Origin of the sequence: Escherichia sp. E1130, assembly GCF_005781065.1 — a bacterium.
Classification (GTDB): domain Bacteria; phylum Pseudomonadota; class Gammaproteobacteria; order Enterobacterales; family Enterobacteriaceae; genus Escherichia.
Window position 1 is genome coordinate 1 of the sequence record NZ_VATL01000001.1, and the last position, 20,443, is coordinate 20,443.

At 51.7% G+C, this 20,443-nt stretch carries 15 protein-coding genes and 1 riboswitch; of the genes, 5 read left to right on the forward strand and 10 right to left on the reverse strand.

The window, feature by feature from the left end; genetic code table 11:
- Window positions 1-246: 246 nt before the first annotated feature.
- Entirely contained in the window at window positions 247-1,104 is an 858-nt protein-coding gene (gene murI / locus FEK66_RS00005; RefSeq protein WP_135495363.1) for a glutamate racemase, read from the reverse strand.
- Window positions 1,049-2,932, reverse strand: a complete 1,884-nt coding sequence (btuB, locus tag FEK66_RS00010) for a TonB-dependent vitamin B12 receptor BtuB (protein ID WP_135495364.1) — start codon at window positions 2,930-2,932, stop codon at window positions 1,049-1,051. Before btuB ends, murI begins: the two co-directional genes overlap by 56 nt.
- Window positions 2,933-2,996: 64 nt before the next feature.
- Window positions 2,997-3,188, reverse strand: a riboswitch (cobalamin riboswitch).
- Window positions 3,189-3,301: 113 nt separating this feature from the next.
- Between btuB and trmA the strand changes: the two genes are divergently transcribed.
- Complete coding sequence (trmA, locus tag FEK66_RS00015; RefSeq protein WP_000187026.1) at window positions 3,302-4,402, forward strand: tRNA (uridine(54)-C5)-methyltransferase TrmA; 1,101 nt, start codon at window positions 3,302-3,304, stop codon at window positions 4,400-4,402.
- A gap of 39 nt (window positions 4,403-4,441) precedes the next feature.
- Here the strand turns inward: trmA and FEK66_RS00020 are convergent, their stop codons facing one another.
- From FEK66_RS00020 to FEK66_RS00035, 4 genes are all read right to left on the reverse strand, one after another.
- On the reverse strand, window positions 4,442-4,801 hold the full coding sequence (locus FEK66_RS00020) for a YijD family membrane protein (RefSeq protein ID WP_000806411.1): 360 nt from the start codon (window positions 4,799-4,801) through the stop codon (window positions 4,442-4,444).
- On the reverse strand, window positions 4,801-5,451 hold the full coding sequence (gene fabR, locus FEK66_RS00025; RefSeq protein ID WP_001309117.1) for an HTH-type transcriptional repressor FabR: 651 nt from the start codon (window positions 5,449-5,451) through the stop codon (window positions 4,801-4,803). Before fabR ends, FEK66_RS00020 begins: the two co-directional genes overlap by 1 nt.
- Before the next feature lie 103 nt (window positions 5,452-5,554).
- The gene (locus FEK66_RS00030; protein ID WP_130206540.1) at window positions 5,555-6,871 is read right to left on the reverse strand and encodes a citrate-proton symporter; all 1,317 of its coding nucleotides are present in this window, start codon (window positions 6,869-6,871) and stop codon (window positions 5,555-5,557) included.
- 42 nt (window positions 6,872-6,913) lie between these two features.
- Window positions 6,914-8,080: a M20 aminoacylase family protein gene (locus FEK66_RS00035; protein WP_135495365.1), complete on the reverse strand. Its 1,167-nt coding sequence runs from the start codon at window positions 8,078-8,080 to the stop codon at window positions 6,914-6,916.
- A 329-nt stretch (window positions 8,081-8,409) separates the two neighbouring features.
- Between FEK66_RS00035 and sthA the strand changes: the two genes are divergently transcribed.
- Window positions 8,410-9,810 (forward strand): Si-specific NAD(P)(+) transhydrogenase, encoded by a 1,401-nt coding sequence (gene sthA, locus FEK66_RS00040; RefSeq protein WP_135495366.1) that lies wholly within the window; start codon window positions 8,410-8,412, stop codon window positions 9,808-9,810.
- On the opposite strand, the gene oxyR is transcribed toward sthA, so the two are convergent.
- From oxyR to argC, 4 genes are all read right to left on the reverse strand, one after another.
- Window positions 9,793-10,710 carry a DNA-binding transcriptional regulator OxyR gene (gene oxyR, locus FEK66_RS00045; RefSeq protein WP_130206544.1) on the reverse strand — a complete coding sequence of 306 codons (918 nt, stop codon included), beginning with the start codon at window positions 10,708-10,710 and terminating at the stop codon, window positions 9,793-9,795. The two genes, sthA and oxyR, sit on opposite strands and share 18 nt — an antisense overlap.
- Before the next feature lie 266 nt (window positions 10,711-10,976).
- Window positions 10,977-12,350, reverse strand: coding sequence for an argininosuccinate lyase (argH, locus tag FEK66_RS00050; RefSeq protein WP_131161583.1), 1,374 nt, complete (start codon window positions 12,348-12,350; stop codon window positions 10,977-10,979).
- A gap of 60 nt (window positions 12,351-12,410) precedes the next feature.
- Window positions 12,411-13,187, reverse strand: coding sequence for an acetylglutamate kinase (gene argB / locus FEK66_RS00055; RefSeq protein ID WP_130206548.1), 777 nt, complete (start codon window positions 13,185-13,187; stop codon window positions 12,411-12,413).
- A gap of 7 nt (window positions 13,188-13,194) precedes the next feature.
- Window positions 13,195-14,199 carry an N-acetyl-gamma-glutamyl-phosphate reductase gene (gene argC, locus FEK66_RS00060; protein WP_138211383.1) on the reverse strand — a complete coding sequence of 335 codons (1,005 nt, stop codon included), beginning with the start codon at window positions 14,197-14,199 and terminating at the stop codon, window positions 13,195-13,197.
- Between the two features lie 153 nt (window positions 14,200-14,352).
- Between argC and argE the strand changes: the two genes are divergently transcribed.
- The 3 genes from argE to FEK66_RS00075 all read left to right on the forward strand — a co-directional run bounded on the left by argE (window position 14,353) and on the right by FEK66_RS00075 (window position 20,421).
- On the forward strand, window positions 14,353-15,504 hold the full coding sequence (gene argE / locus FEK66_RS00065) for an acetylornithine deacetylase (protein WP_138211384.1): 1,152 nt from the start codon (window positions 14,353-14,355) through the stop codon (window positions 15,502-15,504).
- A gap of 351 nt (window positions 15,505-15,855) precedes the next feature.
- The gene (gene ppc, locus FEK66_RS00070; RefSeq protein WP_130206554.1) at window positions 15,856-18,507 is read left to right on the forward strand and encodes a phosphoenolpyruvate carboxylase; all 2,652 of its coding nucleotides are present in this window, start codon (window positions 15,856-15,858) and stop codon (window positions 18,505-18,507) included.
- A gap of 180 nt (window positions 18,508-18,687) precedes the next feature.
- Window positions 18,688-20,421, forward strand: a complete 1,734-nt coding sequence (locus tag FEK66_RS00075; protein WP_135495367.1) for a phosphoethanolamine transferase CptA — start codon at window positions 18,688-18,690, stop codon at window positions 20,419-20,421.
- The last annotated feature ends 22 nt before the right edge of the window (window positions 20,422-20,443 follow it).

A 20,443-nucleotide genomic window follows, 5' to 3' on the forward strand; every position in this document is an offset into this window, starting at 1 on the left:
ATAAATTGTTAAAGAGCAGTGCCGCTTCGCTTTTTCTCAGCGGCGCGGGGTGTGCATATTACGCTTTCCCGCTACAGAGTCAAGTATTTTTTTGCTTTTCTCTGCCGGAATTCTCAGGAGAATCCCGCTGACCCGGCGGCGTGTTTGCCGTTGTTCCGTGTCAGTGGTGGCGCATTATAGGGAGTTATTCTGAGCTGACAAGAGGAAATTTAAAATAATTTTCCGAATGCGCAACATTCAACCAAATCAGCCTGAAACTGCCAGTTTTTCGAGCGTTTTGAAGCCGTAACGCTGTAAAACGGGTAATAACTGTTCAGCTTCTGGCGTCATTGCCATACAAAAGGCAATATTCGCATCGGCAGATTTCGCATCCGGAGCTTCATGTTCCAGCAGCCAGGCCGTTCGGCGGGCAATCGCTGCGCCAGAATCCACCAACCGGGTTCCCTCTGGCAGCACCTTTAACAGTTCTTCTTGTAGTAGAGGAAAATGGGTGCAACCCAGAACAACGGTATCTGGCGGCTCTTTCATTCTTAACCACGGGCGCAGGATACGTTTTAGCGCATCCAGAGAGATTTCTTCGCCATGCAACTTCGCTTCAGCCAGCTCAACCATTTCTGCCGAGCCCAGCATCTCTATCTGACATTCATTAGCGAAACGCGCGATTAGCTCGTGGGTATAAGAACGTTTTACCGTACCACGAGTTGCCAGCAATCCGACAATGCCATTAGCTGTCAGGCGTGCCGCTGGCTTAATTGCCGGAACGACACCGACAACCGGGAACGCAAACTTCTCGCGTAATGCAGGAAGTGAGACGGTACTGGCGGTGTTGCAAGCGACCACAGCCAGCGCAAGGGGATAACGCACTTGCACGGCGGTGACAATTTCCACCACACGCTCAACAATAAACTCTTCGCTTTTTTCGCCATACGGGAAAGCGACGTTATCGAAAGCATAAATGTAATGGAGATCCGGTAAGAGATGCCGGATCTCGTCATAGACCGACAACCCACCGACGCCGGAATCAAACACCAGCACGGTGGGACGTGGTTCAGAAGGTGTAGCTGCCAGACAAGGTGTATTCCCGTCCTGCAGTTTGGTAGCCATAGACTGTCTCGTAATCTTTGTCGAACAGGTTAGCTATTTTACCACGAACTGTCAGGTGAGAGGTGACCGGATATGCAACCGCAAGATCCCACAAGCTCACACCGCCTAATTTAACTGTATGTGATGAACCAGAGATCTCGTCATAAGCGTTGTCGTATCGTTGACCTATATATTGGTAAGAAACGTCCCATTCGAAACCATAAGCTTGTCCAGTCAACTCGTACTTAACCTGCTGTTTTGCCCGACGGTATAGCACTTTATCTGTTTCATCATCGCGCGGGTCAACATATTGTAACGTCAAGCGATGTTCAACGGGACCGGTTGTAATATTTCCCGTCCATTCCAGCCCTTTAATCGTGGCTGATTTCACATTAATGTACTGGTTGACATTATTTATGCTTTTATAATCAATCAGGTTCTGAATTTCATAACGATATCCTGAGAGCCGCCAATCCAGAGTCCCAGTTACCCCCTCAATTCCAATCTCCCACTGTTTAGATTCTTCTGGCTTCAAATTTGGGTTGGCTGCAATACCTGGACCATAAATTGAAGCAAAGCGAGCAGCCCCGTATTGCTGTCCAAGAGAAGGTGCAAGAAAACTGGTACCGTAAGAAAGTGTTGCCTGGTAGCCATCAATAAACTCCCAACCAGCAGCTGTCTGCCAGGTACCATGCCAGCCAAACTGTTCATCATGATCTTCTCGGCCTGAAGCTTCCAAAGTCACATTGGAAATCTGTTGCTGTCCAGTCAGGTATAACCCGGTGGTATCGCGTTTGTAATCATCTGATTTTGTAATACTGCTGGACGTCAGTTTTTCCTGTTTCCAATCGATCCCGCCGCTAATTGCACCATGCCCAACCTCAATGCTATTACCCCACTGAATATAACGCTGTTCCATGTCATCCAGGGTGGCATCTCCCGCATAACGACCAAGATTATTTGTGTAGTTATAATTCTTGAGTCGTTGATAGTTAGCAATTAACTGAGACGAATAGATGCCGGAGTTATAGCGTAGGCCAGTATCCCAGGACTGGTTGTAATTCTGAGCTTCTTCGTTGCCGGTAGCAGAACCATACATCGAGCCCTGGTCGTAATCATTATTAGCTGTGTAGCTGTACCCACGGAAGAACCCCGAGAAGTTATCGTTAAACTTATGCTGCAGCCCCCCCCAGAAAAGTTTGTTGCGATATCCATCGCGATCGCTATCACCACTGTATGGTGAGCCAGGCTGAATGTTAAAACCTTTGGTCGTCTGGTAAGCGCCTGCTGCTGTTACCATCGTATCGCCAAAACGTTTATTTATTACTCCATCATAGGCTTGATAACCATTTGTACCCATTCCTGCGTTGATCTGAGCGTTCTCATCATTACTCATTGTAATAATGTTCACCACACCTCCGATGGCACCAGAACCATAAACGGCAGAACGCGGCCCACGAATATATTCAACACGCTGTACAAGTGATACCGGGAACTGGCTAATATCAATTGCATTGTCGATACCGGCACGAGCCATCGGCACACCATCAATCAACACCAAAACATGGCGCGATTCAGTGCCACGAACATAAAGAGAAGAACTCGTCCCCATTCCACCAGTTTGAGAGATATTTACACCAGGGAGATGACTCATAACATCGTTGAGGTCTTTCGACTGCCAGCGTTGAATATCCTCACGGGTAACAATATCAGTAGGTGCAAGGACAGTATTTACTGGCTGCTGAAAACGGTTAGCAGTAACAACGAGAGTATCCGGGCTGGTATCCTGTGCCCAAGCAGAAAAGGCTGTGACGGAACACGCCGTCAGCAGCGAAGCTTTTTTAATCATTGTAAAGCATCCACAATAGATGAAGGATGCCGCAGGTTTCATCAATATTACGCGATGATGAGAACCAGATGCGACGTTGGCCGGCAGGTCTTCGGGCTTGGAGGGGTATCTGAAGATACAAAGAGATGATGACTTCCCACCGGATGGCAGTGTCCGCATAACGCAATCATCGCACCTTTCCTTACCGCTGCGCGTCAGCTCCAGATTCGCACTGGATTCCCTATTAACTCACAGGACCGGCAAGTGGATGCTACAGGTTGTAACAAGTTACTGTCCAGACGTAGCTCACAAATAGGAATTCATCAAGATCTGGACATCTGATGAGCAATCCCTACAATCGCCGCGTACTTTAATTTTTCAGGATACATCATGACCCCCGAACACCTTCCAACAGAACAGTATGAAGCGCAGTTAGCCGAAAAAGTGGTACGTTTGCAAAGTATGATGGCACCGTTTTCTGACCTGGTTCCGGAAGTGTTTCGCTCGCCGGTCAGCCATTACCGGATGCGTGCAGAGTTCCGCATCTGGCACGATGGCGATGACCTGTACCACATCATTTTCGATCAACAAACCAAAAGCCGTATCCGCGTGGATAGCTTCCCTGCCGCCAGTGAACTCATCAACCAGTTGATGACGGCGATGATTGCGGGTGTGCGTAATAATCCCGTTCTGCGCCACAAGTTGTTCCAGATTGATTACCTCACCACGCTGAGTAATCAGGCGGTGGTTTCTCTGCTGTACCATAAAAAGCTGGATGACGAATGGCGTCAGCAGGCGGAAGCCCTGCGCGATGCGTTGCGCGCGCAGAATCTGAATGTGCATCTGATTGGTCGGGCAACGAAAACCAAAATCGCGCTGGATCAAGATTACATCGACGAGCGTCTGCCGGTCGCCGGAAAAGAGATGATCTACCGTCAGGTGGAGAACAGTTTCACCCAGCCAAACGCGGCGATGAATATTCAGATGCTGGAATGGGCGCTGGACGTCACCAAAGGCTCAAAAGGCGATTTGCTGGAGCTGTACTGCGGCAACGGTAACTTTTCATTAGCACTGGCGCGCAATTTTGATCGGGTATTAGCCACCGAAATCGCCAAGCCGTCGGTCGCTGCCGCGCAATACAACATCGCAGCTAACCATATTGATAACGTACAAATTATTCGTATGGCGGCGGAAGAATTTACTCAGGCGATGAATGGTGTGCGCGAGTTTAACCGCCTGCAAGGGATCGACTTAAAGAGTTATCAGTGCGAAACCATTTTTGTCGACCCACCGCGCAGCGGTCTGGACAGTGAAACCGAGAAAATGGTGCAGGCATATCCGCGTATTCTGTATATCTCCTGCAACCCGGAAACGCTGTGTAAGAATCTGGAAACATTAAGCCAGACGCACAAGGTTGAACGTCTGGCTCTGTTTGATCAGTTCCCCTACACGCACCATATGGAGTGCGGCGTATTACTGACCGCGAAGTAAACCCCATGCCGGATGCGCCAGCATCCGGCATGATACCGATTACTCAGCAACTTCCTGCTTACGGTTACGCATCTTCGCGCCAATCCAGAACACCATAATAACGGACAGCACAGCCGGGAAGAAGTTAGAACCGATATCCGGATATTCTGCACGAACCACAGTGCTATAAAGCAGAACGCCGAGAATAAAACAGGCAGCTGCCAGACCCGGCAAGCCGACCGGCATAGTGCGATTAAGATAGCGTTGATGCAGGCAGTAAACCGTCAGCACCAGGGAAATAATCGGGAATACAGAAAATGGCACAATGGAGCTAAACAGCGCTGCGAAAGTACCATTAATCGATAAGCCAGCAACTAACGCCAGCAGCAGCGTACCTCTATCTTGATTTGCTTGTTTCATTACTCGTCCTTCACATTTCCCGGAATAATTGCGGTTTTCTCTTGTTCACGGCGATACCAGTAATAAGCCCCTTTCGAAATCATTCGCAGTTGCAGTACCAGTCGCTCTTCTAATTGCCGACGTTGTTCGACGCCGACATCCAACGCCTCGGCACCCGCACTGAAGACAATCGTCACCATTGCTTCGGCTTGCGCTTCAGTAAACGCGCGCGGCATATGGTTTTCGAGTTCAAGATAGTCCGCAAGTTCCGCAATGAAGTGCTGAATTTCACGCGCAACGGCGGCACGAAACGCGGCGGAGGTGCCGGAGCGTTCCCGCAATAATAACCGGAAGGCGTTAGGATTATTACCGATGAACTCCATAAATGTGGATACCGAGGTACGGATCACACTCCCGCCTTTAGCGATACGCTGACGCGCCTGGCGCATAAGCTGACGCAGCATCAAACCACTCTCGTCAACCATGGTCAGGCCAAGTTCGTCTACGTCGCGGAAATGCCGATAAAAAGAGGTGGGAGCAATGCCCGCTTCACGCGCCACTTCACGTAAACTCAGGCTGGCGAAGCTGCGTTCAGCACTTAATTGGCTAAATGCGGCTTCTACCAGCGAACGTCGGGTTTTTTCTTTTTGCTGCGCTCTTACGCCCATCACGATGTCTGAATCCTTGCCAAAAGTACTGCTGGCACTATACCAGAGAATGAACATACTGGATTGCTCCAGTGTTGTGAATGAACGGTAGCGCAATAAAACACATTTACTGCAACTCTTTGGCCGGTTCTTTTACAAACAATAACGCCAGCATCGACAGCAACGTGCCTCCGCCCAGATACCACGCCGGAGCCGTCAGACTATCCAGTAACACGATGGATTGCGTGGCGAAATATTGCGCAAAACCGCCGAAGATTGCTACACCAATGCTATAAACCAGCGCAAAACCCAATGCCCGAATCCGTTTCGGCAACAGTTCAGAGATCAACAACATCACTGGTACCCCACCAAGCGTGGTAAAGCTGACCATCACGAAAACTACCGTCAGCAACATGCCGGGGCTTGGGTAATTCACCAACAACCAGAATGACGGCCAGCTACAGATCAGCACCATCACACGGGAGATTAAAATCAGCTTTTTACGCCCGACCGAATCACATAGCATCCCCACCAACAGCGCGCCCACAAACGTAATTACCCCCGCCAGTAACATCGCTGCATGAGAATAGTGTTGAGGCATTGCCAGATACTTCGCCGCCCAGGTGCCATAGTAAAAGAGGGAAATATAGGTTGCTACCGTGCTACCGATAGCGAGTAAAACGCCGTTAATGATAGTCGCTTTATGTTGCAGGAGCAGAGAGAACGCGCTTTCGCTGGCAGCAGCTTTTTTATTGTGTACAGGTTCAGGTACGTCATTTTCCAGGCTCAGACGCAACCAGCAACCGATCGGTGCTAATAACACGCCAATAAAAAATGGCACACGCCAGCCCCATTCTGCCATTACGGTTTCTGAACCTGTGGCAAACGGTAGCCAAGTGCTCAGACCTAAAGCGACAACACCACCAAAGGTCGTTGCCAGCCCCTGGGTCGCCAGCGACCAACTGCTGTAAAAACCACGACGATTTGCCGGAGCTGATTCAACCAGTAAAGACATTGAGGCGCCGACTTCACCACCTGCCGCAACACCCTGAATCAGACGCGCCAGTACCAACGTCGCCGTTCCCCAATAGCCCGCCGTCGCATAGGTCGGCGCGATGCCGATCATCAGCGTACCGAGGCTCATCAGGGCAATGGTGAACACCATCGCGGGTTTGCGTCCGAAACGATCGGCCCAGGCCCCGACGATAATTCCACCAAGCGGGCGCATAAAAAAACTCACGCCAAACGTTGCAAATGCCAGTAATAGCGCGACATTATGATCAGCGCTGGGCGGGAAGAAAAGCGTACTGATATAGACCACAAAAAAGTTGTAAACGCCAAAATCAAAAAATTCGAGCGCATTGCCAAACGCCGAAGCAAAAATCACCCGCTTACCGCTGGGCTTTTTCTTCACAATCACGCTTCCATTTACGATCGCCGTCATTCCATGTTCCTTGCCAGAAAGTGTTGTTGTGTGTTGTTTTATTTATTGCAGCCAGGCTTCTACCAGTGCGCCCCAGTAGCTGCACGCCGGGACCAGACTTGCATCGTTGAAGTCGTAGCCCGGGTTATGCACCATGCAGGAACCTTCCCCGACATCGCCATTACCGAACAGCAAAAAAGCGCCTTTCGGCTGGGCTTCCAGCATGAAAGAGAAATCCTCACTGCCCATCAGGGGCTTGATGCCAAACTCGGCCCGATCTTCACCAAACGTTTTACACGCCACCTGCCAGGCGAAGCGCGCTATCTCCTCGTCATTTACTAATACCGGTGTACCGTTAACATGCGTAACCTCAGCCGTAGCGCCAAAGCTGGCAGCCTGGGCTTGCGCCAGAGCCGGAATACGGGTCAGAAGAAGTTGTCGGGTATCGCGGCTAAGAGAGCGGACGCTGATTTTCATCTCAGCACTGTCAGGAATGACGTTAGCCGCCTCTCCTGCAACAATGCTGCCAACGGTAATTACCGCCGCTTCCAGCGGATCGACATTGCGCGACACAATGCTTTGTAATGCAGTGGTGATATGTGCCGCGACCAGCACCGGATCGATGGCTTTGTGAGGAATTGCGCCATGCCCTCCACAGCCGCGAACTGTGATGTGGAACTGATCCATTGACGCCATTAGCGCCCCTGGCTGGAAGAAAAACTTGCCAACCGGCAAGCCCGGCATGTTGTGCATGCCGAAAATCACATCGCAGGGGAAGTGGTCAAAAAGACCTTCTTTGACCATAATCTCGCCGCCGTTAATCATCTCTTCTGCGGGCTGGAAGATAAGACGTAACGTGCCGTTAAAACGACGAGTTTCGGCAAGATAACGCGCAGCACCTAGTAATATCGTGGTATGGCCGTCATGCCCGCATGCGTGCATTAAACCGGGATGTTTACTGACCCAGGGCTTGCCACTATTTTCATAAATTGGCAGCGCATCCATATCCGCCCGCAGGCCAATACTTTTCTCTCCGTCGCCCACTTTTAACGTGGCCACTATCCCCGTCGTCGCCAGCCCTTGCTCAACCTCATAGCCCCACTGGCGCAGCTTTTCCGCAACCAGAGCACTGGTTTTAAATTCTTGTAGCCCCAACTCCGGGTTTTCGTGGATTTGGTGGCGGATCTCGCGCAACTCTTCCTCAAACCCACGAATATAGTGTTCGATCATCGACTATTCCTTTATTCACTTATAAACAGGTTAATTAACGGATTTTATTGATGGTATAAATACAAATAAGGCATCAATATAAAATATTTATATGTTTGTTTTATAAGAATATTTAACATAGACAATAACAAAAAAGCACACTTCAACAAGATAAAACTATCAGCCATAAGAAAAAGCAATTAATAGTGAATAAATAAAATAAGAAGGAGGAAGACAAAGCAAAGGCCGCTCACGATATAGCCAGATAAATGACGGGGATCAATTGGCTTACCCGCGATAAAATGTTACCATTCTGTTGCTTTTATGTATAAGAACAGGTAAGCCCTACCATGCCACATTCCTACGATTACGATGCCATAGTAATAGGTTCCGGCCCCGGCGGCGAAGGCGCTGCAATGGGTCTTGTTAAGCAAGGTGCGCGCGTCGCAGTTATCGAGCGTTATCAAAATGTTGGCGGCGGTTGCACCCACTGGGGCACTATCCCGTCGAAAGCTCTCCGTCACGCCGTCAGCCGCATTATAGAATTCAATCAAAACCCACTTTACAGCGACCATTCCCGACTGCTCCGCTCTTCTTTTGCCGATATCCTTAACCATGCCGATAACGTGATTAATCAACAAACGCGCATGCGTCAGGGATTTTACGAACGTAATCACTGTGAAATATTGCAGGGGAACGCTCACTTTGTTGACGAGCATACGTTGGCGCTGGACTGCCCGGACGGCACGGTCGAAACGTTAACCGCAGAAAAATTTGTCATAGCCTGCGGCTCACGCCCTTATCATCCAGCAGACGTCGATTTCACCCATCCACGCATTTACGACAGCGACTCAATTCTTAGCATGCACCACGAACCGCGCCATGTACTTATTTACGGTGCTGGAGTGATCGGCTGTGAATATGCGTCGATCTTCCGCGGTATGGATGTAAAAGTAGATCTGATCAATACCCGCGATCGCCTGTTGGCGTTTCTCGATCAAGAGATGTCAGATTCGCTCTCCTATCACTTCTGGAACAGTGGCGTAGTGATTCGTCACAACGAAGAGTACGAGAAGATCGAAGGCTGTGACGACGGTGTGATCATGCATCTGAAGTCGGGCAAAAAACTGAAAGCTGACTGTCTGCTCTATGCCAACGGTCGCACGGGTAATACCGATTCGCTGGCGTTACAGAACATTGGGCTGGAAACTGACAGTCGCGGACAGCTGAAGGTCAACAGCATGTATCAGACCGCGCAGCCGCACGTTTACGCGGTGGGCGACGTGATTGGTTATCCAAGCCTGGCTTCAGCGGCCTATGACCAGGGGCGCATTGCCGCGCAGGCGCTGGTAAAAGGTGAAGCCACCGCGCACTTGATTGAAGATATCCCTACCGGTATTTACACCATCCCAGAAATCAGCTCTGTGGGCAAAACCGAACAGCAGCTGACCGCGATGAAAGTACCGTATGAAGTAGGCCGCGCCCAGTTTAAACATCTGGCACGTGCACAAATCGTTGGCATGAACGTGGGTACGCTGAAAATTTTGTTCCATCGGGAAACGAAAGAGATTCTGGGGATCCATTGCTTTGGTGAGCGCGCTGCCGAAATTATTCATATCGGTCAGGCGATTATGGAACAGAAAGGTGGCGGCAACACTATTGAGTACTTCGTCAACACCACCTTTAACTACCCGACCATGGCGGAAGCCTATCGGGTAGCGGCATTAAACGGCTTAAACCGCCTGTTTTAACGCTTTATCGAAATGGCCATCCATTTTTGCGCGGATGGCCTCTGCCAGCTGCTCATAGCGGCTGCGCAGCGGTGAGCCTGGACGATAAACCAGACCAATGGTACGGCGTGGTTCCGGCTTAATGCACGGCAGATAAACGACGCCATCGCGTTTGCGTTCTGGCGGTACAGCCAGCGCAGGCAATAAAGTGATCCCGCTACCTGCGGCCACCATGTTGCGCAGCGTCTCCAGACTGGTCGCGCGGAAGTGTGTATCTTCATCCGCTCCAGCTTCAAAGCAGAAGCCCATTGCCTGATCGCGCAGACAGTGACCATCTTCCAGCATCAGCAGTTTTTCCCCTGCCAGATCGGCCATCGGCACGCATTCGCGATTAGACCACGGGTGATCTTCATAGACTGCCAACAACATGGGTTCATCAAACAACGGTACTTCAATGAATGCTTCGCTCTCTTTCACCAGCGCGAGGATCACGCAGTCGAGTTTGCCACTGTCCAGTTGCGCCAGTAACTGATGGGTCTGGGCTTCATGCAAATACATTTCCAGCTTCGGAAAGGTCTGGTGCAGCATCGGGATAATATGCGGCAACAGGTAAGGCCCAACCGTGGGAATCAAGCCAATATGCAGCGGCCCGGACATCGTCTCCCCCTGCTGGCTTGCCATCTCTTTAAGGACTTTCACCTCGCGCAGCACGGTACGCGCCTGATCCACCAGTAGCATTCCCGCTTGGGTGAATAACACTTTACGGCTGGTCCGCTCCAGCAACATCACGCCCAGCTCATCTTCCAGCTTACGAATTTGCCCGCTAAGCGTCGGCTGGCTAACGTGGCAGGAATCTGCCGCACGCCGAAAATGGCGGTGCTCGGCCAGTGCCACCAGGTACTCAAGATCACGAATATTCATTATCCATCCTCCATTGCCACGATAGTTCATGGCGATAGGTAGCATAGCAACGAACGATTATCCCTATCAAGCATTGTGACTGATAATTGCTCACAGAAACGGAGCGGCACCTCTTTTAACCCTTGAAGTCACTGCCCGTTTCGAGAGTTTCTCAACTCGAATAACTAAAGCCAACGTGAACTTTTGCGGATCTCCAGGATCCGCTTTTTTTTGCCATAAAAAAGCCCGGCGATAAGCCAGGCTCAAATTTGTACATATAAATGTTCTTACCCCAACCGCGCCCTTGCAAAAGCAATCGCCTGCGCCACCTGCTGCGGTGAGACGCCGCCTTTTGCCGCACGCTTGTCGAGGCACGATTGCAGCGACAGAATCGGATAGACATCTTCGCCAATCACCGGGCTGAATTTCTGCAACTCACTGAGCGGCAGCTCTTCCAGCGGTTTGCCCTGACGAATGGCTTCCACCACTGCTTCACCCACGATATGGTGCGCCTCGCGGAACGGTACGCCTTTCGCCACCAGGTAATCCGCCAGTTCAGTGGCGTTCGCGTAACCTTGCTGCGCCGCTTCCTGGCAACGCGGACGTTTCACCTGAATGCCGTCCAGCACCAGCGCCGCCATATGCAGGCAGTCCAGCCAGGTATCGAGCGCGTCGAACAGACCTTCTTTGTCTTCCTGCATATCTTTGTTGTAAGCCAGCGGCAGACCTTTCAGCGTCATCATCATGCCAGTTAACGCGCCCTGCACCCGCCCACATTTACCGCGAATCAGCTCCAGCGCATCCGGATTTTTCTTCTGCGGCATTAATGATGAACCAGAAGTCACGCGGTCAGAAAGCTCGACAAACCCCGCTTCGCCGGTGTTAAAGAAAATCAGATCTTCAGCAAAACGCGACAGATGCACCATGCCGATAGCGGCAGCAGAAAGCAGTTCCAGCACATGATCACGGTCAGAAACGCTGTCGAGACTGTTACGTGTCGCCGAAGCAAAACCCAGCCAGCCGGCTAACTGTTCACGGTCGATTTCATAGGCCGTTCCCGCCAGTGCGCCACAGCCTAACGGGCTGACATCCAGACGCTTAAGCGCGTCCTGCAAACGGCTTTCATCACGCGCCAGCATCTCAACATACGCCAGGCACCAGTGAGCGAACGTCACCGGCTGGGCGCGTTGCAGGTGAGTGTAACCTGGCATCACCGCGTCCTGATTGTTTTGTGCGGTTTCCACCAGCGCCGATTGCAGCTGACGGTTAGCCGTCAGCAACTCGCTAACGGTATCTTTGCACCACAGTTTCAGGTCAGTCGCTACCTGATCATTACGGCTACGCCCGGTATGCAGTTTTTTGCCTAACTGACCCACTTTGTCGATCAGTTTGCCTTCCACCCAGCTATGGATATCTTCGGCGTCGCTTTCGAGGATTTGTTGTGGCCTGGCGCGAACATCTTCCAGCAGCTCGTTCAGCGCCTCTTCCAGTTGCGCCTGTTCTTCTGCGGTTAACACGCCTACCGTTACCAGGGCTTTGGACCAGGCCACAGAGCCAACAATATCCTGCTCCGCCAGACGGTAATCAAAGCGCAGTGAGTCGTTGAATTGTTTGAACCGTTGATCTGCTGCCTGGGTAAAACGCCCGCCCCAAAGTGCCATAACTCTGTTTCCTTATGTTGAAAATCAATGCCGGAAAGCTGCGCCTCCGGCCAACAAAACTTAAGCTAAAATCCGCGTACCCATCGGCATACCGTTAAACAGTGCCGGAAGCTGTTCCGCATGACGCCAGGAGGCGATATCTACCGGACGGCCCAGCGTGCGCGCAGCATCCAGCGCCGCGTTCACTTTTACAATCATGCCGTCGGTAATAATGCCCTGCTCAATCAGTTGTTCCGCTTTCGCGGCGGTCATTTCGGCAATACGTTGCCCTTTACCGTCGAGAATGCCGCTGACGTCGGAGAGCAAAATCAGATCTGCACCCAGCGTTGCCGCCAGCGCCGTCGCCGCCTGGTCGGCATTGACGTTCATCAGTTGCCCTTCGTCCGTTACGCCAATGGAGCTGACCACCGGCAGATAACCGTTTTCCAGCAACGTATTGATAAGCTTAGGCGAACCTGGCTGCGCCAGTCCAACATGGCCTAACTCTTCATCAAGCTGGGTCACTTTGACGCTGTCGCCGTCACCGAGAAACAAACCTACGGCCGCAATCTGATGTTTCTTCGCCCATGCCAGCAGGGTTTTATTTGCCGTTCCCGCCAGCGCTCCGGTGATAATGTCTATCTGATCCGCAGGCGTCACCCGCAGGCCGTTTTTCTTTTTCACCGGCAGATTCAGCCCTTTCATCAGCTCATCCACCACGCAGCCGCCGCCGTGGACAATAACCAGCGGACGCTGATGTGACTCACGATATTTCACCAGTGCGCTGAACAGCCGTTCCAGCGCCTCTTCGCTATCCAGCAGTACGCCGCCCAGCTTGATAATTAATGGATTCATCATTGCACCCTTAAATAAGAGACTGCGTTTGGGCATAGCCGAAACGAATATTGGCACACTGGATTGCCTGTGCCGCCGCGCCTTTCAGTAAGTTATCTTCGGTCGCCACAATAATCAGATGCTCGCCCTGAACGGCAAATCCGATATCGCAAAACGGCAGCCCGACGACATTTTTTAGTGCCGGAACGCCTTTGTCATACAGACGCACCAACGGTTGATGCGCATACGCCTGCTGTAATGTCTGCGCCACTTGCGCCTGACTCACGCCCGGTTTCAGGCGGCAGGTAATGGTTTCGAGAATACCGCGCGGGAAATTGCCCAGATGCGGGGTGAAGATGACGTCAGCACCGAGATGCGTAGCGATCTCCGGCTGGTGGCGATGGGTAAAGATGCCATACGGTTGCAGGCTCACTTCACAAAAGCTATTTGAAATCGCTGCCTTACGCCCTGCACCGCTCACGCCGCTGGTGGCGTTAATCACCGGCCACTGACTGAGGTCGAGAAGATCGGCATCAATCAACGGTTTCAGCGCCAGCTGTGCCGCCGTCGGATAACAGCCCGGCACCGCAATCAAGTTCGCTTCTTTTAATTTATTGCCACACCACTCCGCCAGGCCATAGACCGCCTGCTCAAGCAATGCCGGGTATTGATGGGTAAAGCCGTAATATTTTTCATAGAAGGCGGCGTCGTTAACGCGAAATGCGCCGGAAAGGTCGAACACCACACAGCCCGCTTCAAGAAATTGCGGCGCTAAATCGTGGCTAACTTCATGGGCGGTGGCGAGAAACACCACATCCACCCCTGGGCTAAACTCGCTGATATCCGACATCGGCTGCAACGGCAGATCAACGATGCCTTTGAGCTGCGGATGCAAATCGGAGATTAACTTTCCCGCATCATTGCTTTGCGCTGAGACAGTCAAAGCGGTTATGTTCATATGCGGATGGCGATTTACATAGGTCACTAGCTCTGCGCCAGCGTAACCACTGGCACCCACAATCAGCGTATTCAACATCGGGGCTATTCACCTTCTTATGTCTGTTTGCCTGGCTAAACGTAAAACATTCACCTTACGGCTGGTGGGTTTTATTACGCTCAACGTTAGTGTATTTTTATTCATAAATACTGCATGAATATTGATACTATCATGACCGGAGGTGTGTCAACAATGAAAAACAAATTACCGCCATTTATCGAGATTTACCGCGCTCTGATTGCCACACCTTCAATAAGCGCCACGGAAGAGGCACTCGATCAAAGTAATGCAGATTTAATCACTCTGCTGGCGGACTGGTTTAAAGATTTAGGCTTCAATGTGGAAGTGCAGCCTGTGCCAGGAACTCGCAACAAATTTAATATGCTGGCAAGTACCGGACAGGGGGCTGGCGGCTTGTTGCTGGCGGGGCATACCGATACGGTGCCATTTGATGACGGTCGCTGGACGCGCGATCCGTTTACACTGACGGAGCATGACGGCAAGCTTTACGGCTTAGGCACCGCCGACATGAAAGGCTTTTTTGCGTTTATCCTCGATGCGCTACGCGATGTCGACGTCACTAAACTGAAAAAAACGCTCTACATTCTGGCGACTGCCGATGAAGAAACCAGTATGGCAGGAGCGCGTTATTTTGCCGAAACCACCTCCCTGCGACCGGATTGCGCCATCATTGGCGAACCAACGTCGCTGCAACCGGTACGCGCGCATAAAGGCCACATCTCAAATGCCATTCGAATTATGGGTCAGTCGGGCCACTCCAGCGATCCGTCGCGCGGGGTTAACGCTATTGAACTGATGCACGACGCCATCGGCCATATTTTGCAATTGCGCGATAATCTTAAAGAACGTTATCACTATGAAGCGTTTACCGTGCCGTATCCCACGCTCAACCTCGGGCATATTCATGGCGGCGACGCCTCTAACCGAATTTGCGCCTGCTGTGAGTTGCATATGGATATTCGCCCGCTGCCGGGCATGACGCTCAACGAACTTAATGGTTTGCTCAACGACGCGCTGGCTCCGGTGAGCGAACGCTGGCCGGGCCGTCTGACGGTCGAAGAGTTGCACCCACCGATCCCAGGCTATGAATGCCCGCCAAATCATCAACTGGTTGAAGTGGTTGAGAAATTGCTCGGTGCAAAGACCGAAGTGGTGAACTACTGTACTGAAGCACCGTTTATTCAGACGCTATGCCCGACGCTGGTGCTAGGCCCGGGCTCAATCAATCAAGCCCATCAGCCTGATGAATATCTGGAGACGCGTTTTATCAAGCCCACCCGTGAATTGATTACCCAGGTGATTCACCATTTTTGCTGGCATTAAAACGTAGACCGGATAAGGCGCTCGCGCCACATCCGGCACCGTTGCCACACTCCGGTGCCACAAATAATGTCGGATACGATGCTTGCGCATCTTATCCGACCTACACCTTTGGTGTTATGTATGGCGATTTTTTAACATTCCCATAAGTTACGCTTATTTAAAACGTTGTGAATTTAATGGCGTAAATTCCTGCTATTTATTCGTTTGCTGAAGCGATTTCGCAGCATTTGACGTCACCGCTTTTACGTGGCTTTATAAAAGACGACGAAAAGCAAAGCCCGAGCATATTCGCGCCAATGCGACGTGAAGGATACAGGGCTATCAAACGATAAGATGGGTGTCTGGGGTCATATGAACGAACAATATTCCGCATTGCGTAGTAATGTCAGTATGCTCGGCAAAGTGCTGGGAGAAACCATCAAGGATGCGTTGGGAGAACACATTCTTGAACGCGTAGAAACTATCCGTAAGTTGTCCAAATCTTCACGCGCTGGCAATGATGCTAACCGCCAGGAGTTACTCACCACTTTACAAAATTTGTCGAACGACGAGCTGCTGCCCGTTGCGCGTGCGTTTAGTCAGTTCCTGAATCTGGCCAACACTGCCGAGCAATACCACAGCATTTCGCCGAAAGGCGAGGCTGCCAGCAATCCGGAAGTGATCGCCCGCACCCTGCGTAAACTGAAAAACCAGCCGGAACTGAGCGAAGACACCATCAAAAAAGCGGTGGAATCTCTGTCGCTGGAACTGGTCCTCACGGCTCATCCAACCGAAATTACCCGTCGTACACTGATCCACAAAATGGTGGAAGTGAACGCCTGCTTAAAGCAGCTCGATAACAAAGATATCGCCGACTACGAACACCACCAGCTGATGCGCCGCCTGCGCCAGTTGATCGCTCAGTCCTGGCATACTGATGAAATCCGTAAGCTGCGCCCAACTCCGGTTGATGAAGCGAAATGGGGCTTTGCCGTGGTGGAAAACAGCCTGTGGCAAGGCGTACCAAATTACCTGCGCGAACTGAACGAACAACTGGAAGAGAACCTCGGCTATAAGCTGCCGGTCGAATTTGTTCCGGTACGCTTTACCTCGTGGATGGGCGGCGACCGCGACGGCAACCCTAATGTAACCGCCGATATCACCCGCCGTGTCCTGCTGCTCAGCCGCTGGAAAGCCACCGACCTGTTCCTGAAAGATATTCAGGTTCTGGTTTCTGAACTGTCGATGGTTGAGGCTACCCCAGAACTGCTGGCGCTGGTTGGCGAAGAAGGTGCCGCAGAACCGTATCGCTATCTGATGAAAAACCTGCGTTCTCGCCTGATGGCGACACAGGCCTGGCTGGAGGCGCGTCTGAAAGGCGAAGAGCTGCCGAAGCCGGAAGGTCTGCTGACGCAGAATGAAGAACTGTGGGAACCGCTCTACGCTTGCTACCAGTCACTTCAGGCGTGTGGCATGGGTATTATCGCCAACGGCGATCTGCTCGACACCCTGCGCCGCGTGAAATGTTTCGGCGTACCGCTGGTGCGTATTGATATTCGCCAGGAGAGCACTCGTCATACCGAAGCATTGGGCGAGCTGACCCGCTATCTCGGCATTGGCGATTACGAAAGCTGGTCAGAGGCCGACAAGCAGGCATTCCTGATCCGCGAACTGAACTCCAAACGTCCGCTTCTGCCGCGCAACTGGCAACCAAGCGCCGAAACACGCGAAGTGCTTGATACCTGTCAAGTGATTGCCGAAGCGCCGCAAGGCTCTATTGCCGCCTACGTGATCTCGATGGCGAAAACGCCGTCCGACGTACTGGCTGTTCACCTGCTGCTGAAAGAAGCGGGTATTGGATTTGCAATGCCAGTCGCACCGCTGTTTGAAACTCTCGATGACCTGAACAACGCCAACGATGTCATGACCCAACTGCTGAATATCGACTGGTATCGCGGTCTGATTCAGGGCAAACAGATGGTGATGATTGGCTATTCCGACTCAGCAAAAGATGCGGGCGTGATGGCGGCCTCCTGGGCGCAATATCAGGCACAGGACGCGTTAATCAAAACCTGCGAAAAAGCGGGCATTGAACTGACACTGTTCCACGGTCGCGGCGGTTCCATTGGTCGCGGCGGCGCACCAGCCCATGCGGCGCTGCTGTCGCAACCGCCGGGAAGCCTGAAAGGCGGCCTGCGCGTAACCGAGCAGGGCGAGATGATCCGCTTTAAATACGGTCTGCCAGAAATCACCGTTAGCAGCTTGTCGCTGTACACCGGGGCGATTCTGGAAGCCAACCTGCTGCCACCGCCTGAGCCGAAAGAGAGCTGGCGTCGCATTATGGATGAACTGTCAGTCATCTCCTGCGATCTCTACCGTGGCTACGTGCGTGAAAACAAAGACTTTGTCCCTTACTTCCGCTCCGCTACGCCAGAACAGGAACTGGGCAAACTGCCGTTAGGTTCACGCCCGGCGAAACGTCGTCCAACCGGCGGCGTCGAGTCTCTGCGCGCCATTCCGTGGATTTTTGCCTGGACACAAAACCGCCTGATGCTCCCCGCCTGGCTGGGTGCAGGTACGGCGCTGCAAAAAGTGGTCGAAGATGGCAAGCAGAGCGAACTGGAAGCCATGTGCCGCGACTGGCCGTTCTTCTCAACGCGTCTCGGCATGCTGGAGATGGTCTTCGCCAAAGCAGACCTGTGGCTGGCGGAATACTATGACCAACGCCTGGTCGACAAAGCACTGTGGCCGTTAGGTAAAGAGTTACGCAATCTGCAAGAAGAAGACATCAAAGTGGTGCTGGCGATTGCCAACGACTCCCATCTGATGGCCGATCTACCGTGGATTGCCGAGTCTATTCAGCTACGAAATATATACACTGACCCGCTGAACGTACTGCAGGCAGAGTTGCTGCATCGTTCGCGCCTGGCAGAAAAAGAAGGACAGGAACCGGATCCCCGCGTCGAACAAGCGTTGATGGTCACTATTGCCGGAATTGCGGCAGGTATGCGTAATACTGGCTAACCCCCCTCCTCTATCAACCCTCGTGCAATAGCGCGAGGGTTTTCTGAAATACTTCTGTTCTAACACCTTCGTTTTCAATATATTTCTGTCTGCATTTCACCCAGATTCTGGATATCCCTTCAGATATCCTTAAGGTTTTGTCCTTACATTCGGCGCTATTATCCAAAACGGGTTCTTACTATGCATTCCACTGAAGTCCAGACTAAACCCATTTTTAGCTGGAAAGCCCTGGGTTGGGCACTGCTCTACTTTTGGTTTTTCTCTACCCTGTTACAGGCCATTATTTACATCAGCGGCTACAGCGGCACCAACGGCATTCGCGACTCGCTGCTGTTCAGTTCGCTGTGGTTGATCCCGGTATTCCTCTTTCCGAAGCGGATTAAGATTATCGCAGCAGTAATCGGCGTAATGCTGTGGGCGGCGTCTCTGGCAGCGTTGTGCTACTACGTCATCTACGGTCAGGAGTTCTCGCAGAGCGTTCTGTTTGTGATGTTTGAAACCAACACCAACGAAGCCAGCGAGTACTTAAGCCAGTATTTCAGTCTGAAGATTGTGCTTATTGCCCTGGCCTATACGGCGGTGGCAATTTTGCTGTGGACGCGCCTGCGCCCGGTCTATATTCCAAAGCCGTGGCGTTATATCATCTCTTTTGCCCTGCTTTATGGTTTGATTCTGCACCCTATCGCCATGAACACGTTTATCAAACACAAGCCGTTTGAGAAAACGTTGGATAATCTGGCATCTCGCATGGAACCTGCCGCGCCGTGGCAATTTCTGACCGGTTATTATCAGTATCGTCAACAACTTAACTCACTGACGAAGCTGCTGAATGAAAATAACGCATTACCGCCACTGGCTAATTTCAAAGACGAATCGGGTAACGAACCGCGCACCTTAGTGCTGGTGATTGGCGAATCGACCCAGCGTGGACGCATGAGCCTGTACGGCTATCCGCGTGAAACCACGCCGGAACTGGATGCGCTGCATAAAACCGATCCGAACCTGACCGTGTTCAATAACGTGGTTACGTCTCGTCCGTACACCATTGAAATCCTGCAACAGGCGCTGACCTTTGCCAACGAAAAGAACCCGGACCTGTATCTGACACAGCCGTCACTGATGAACATGATGAAACAGGCAGGTTATAAAACCTTCTGGATAACCAACCAGCAGACGATGACTGCCCGCAACACCATGCTGACGGTATTTTCGCGCCAGACCGACAAGCAGTACTACATGAACCAGCAACGTACGCAGAGTGCGCGTGAATACGACACCAACGTGCTGAAGCCGTTCCAGGAAGTGCTGAAGGACCCTGCGCCGAAGAAACTGATCATCGTTCATCTGCTGGGTACGCATATCAAATACAAATACCGTTACCCGGAAAATCAGGGCAAGTTTGATGGCAATACCGATCATGTTCCGCCGGGATTAAGCGCAGAAGAGCTGGAGTCATATAACGACTATGACAACGCTAACCTGTATAACGATCATGTGGTTGCCAGCCTGATTAAAGACTTTAAAGCAGCAGACCCGAACGGTTTCCTGGTTTACTTCTCTGACCACGGTGAAGAGGTTTACGACACGCCGCCACACAAAACTCAGGGGCGTAACGAAGATAACCCGACGCGCCATATGTACACCATTCCGTTCCTGCTGTGGACGTCGGAAAAATGGCAGGCGACTCATCCGCGTGATTTCTCGCAGGATGTTGATCGTAAATACAGCCTGGCGGAACTGATCCACACCTGGTCGGATTTGGCAGGTTTATCTTACGACGGTTACGATCCAACCCGTTCGGTGGTGAATCCGCAGTTCAAAGAAACTACCCGCTGGATTGGTAACCCGTATAAGAAAAATGCGCTGATCGATTACGACACTCTGCCGTATGGCGATCAGGTGGGTAATCAGTAATTATCAGCCAGATGCTATTTGC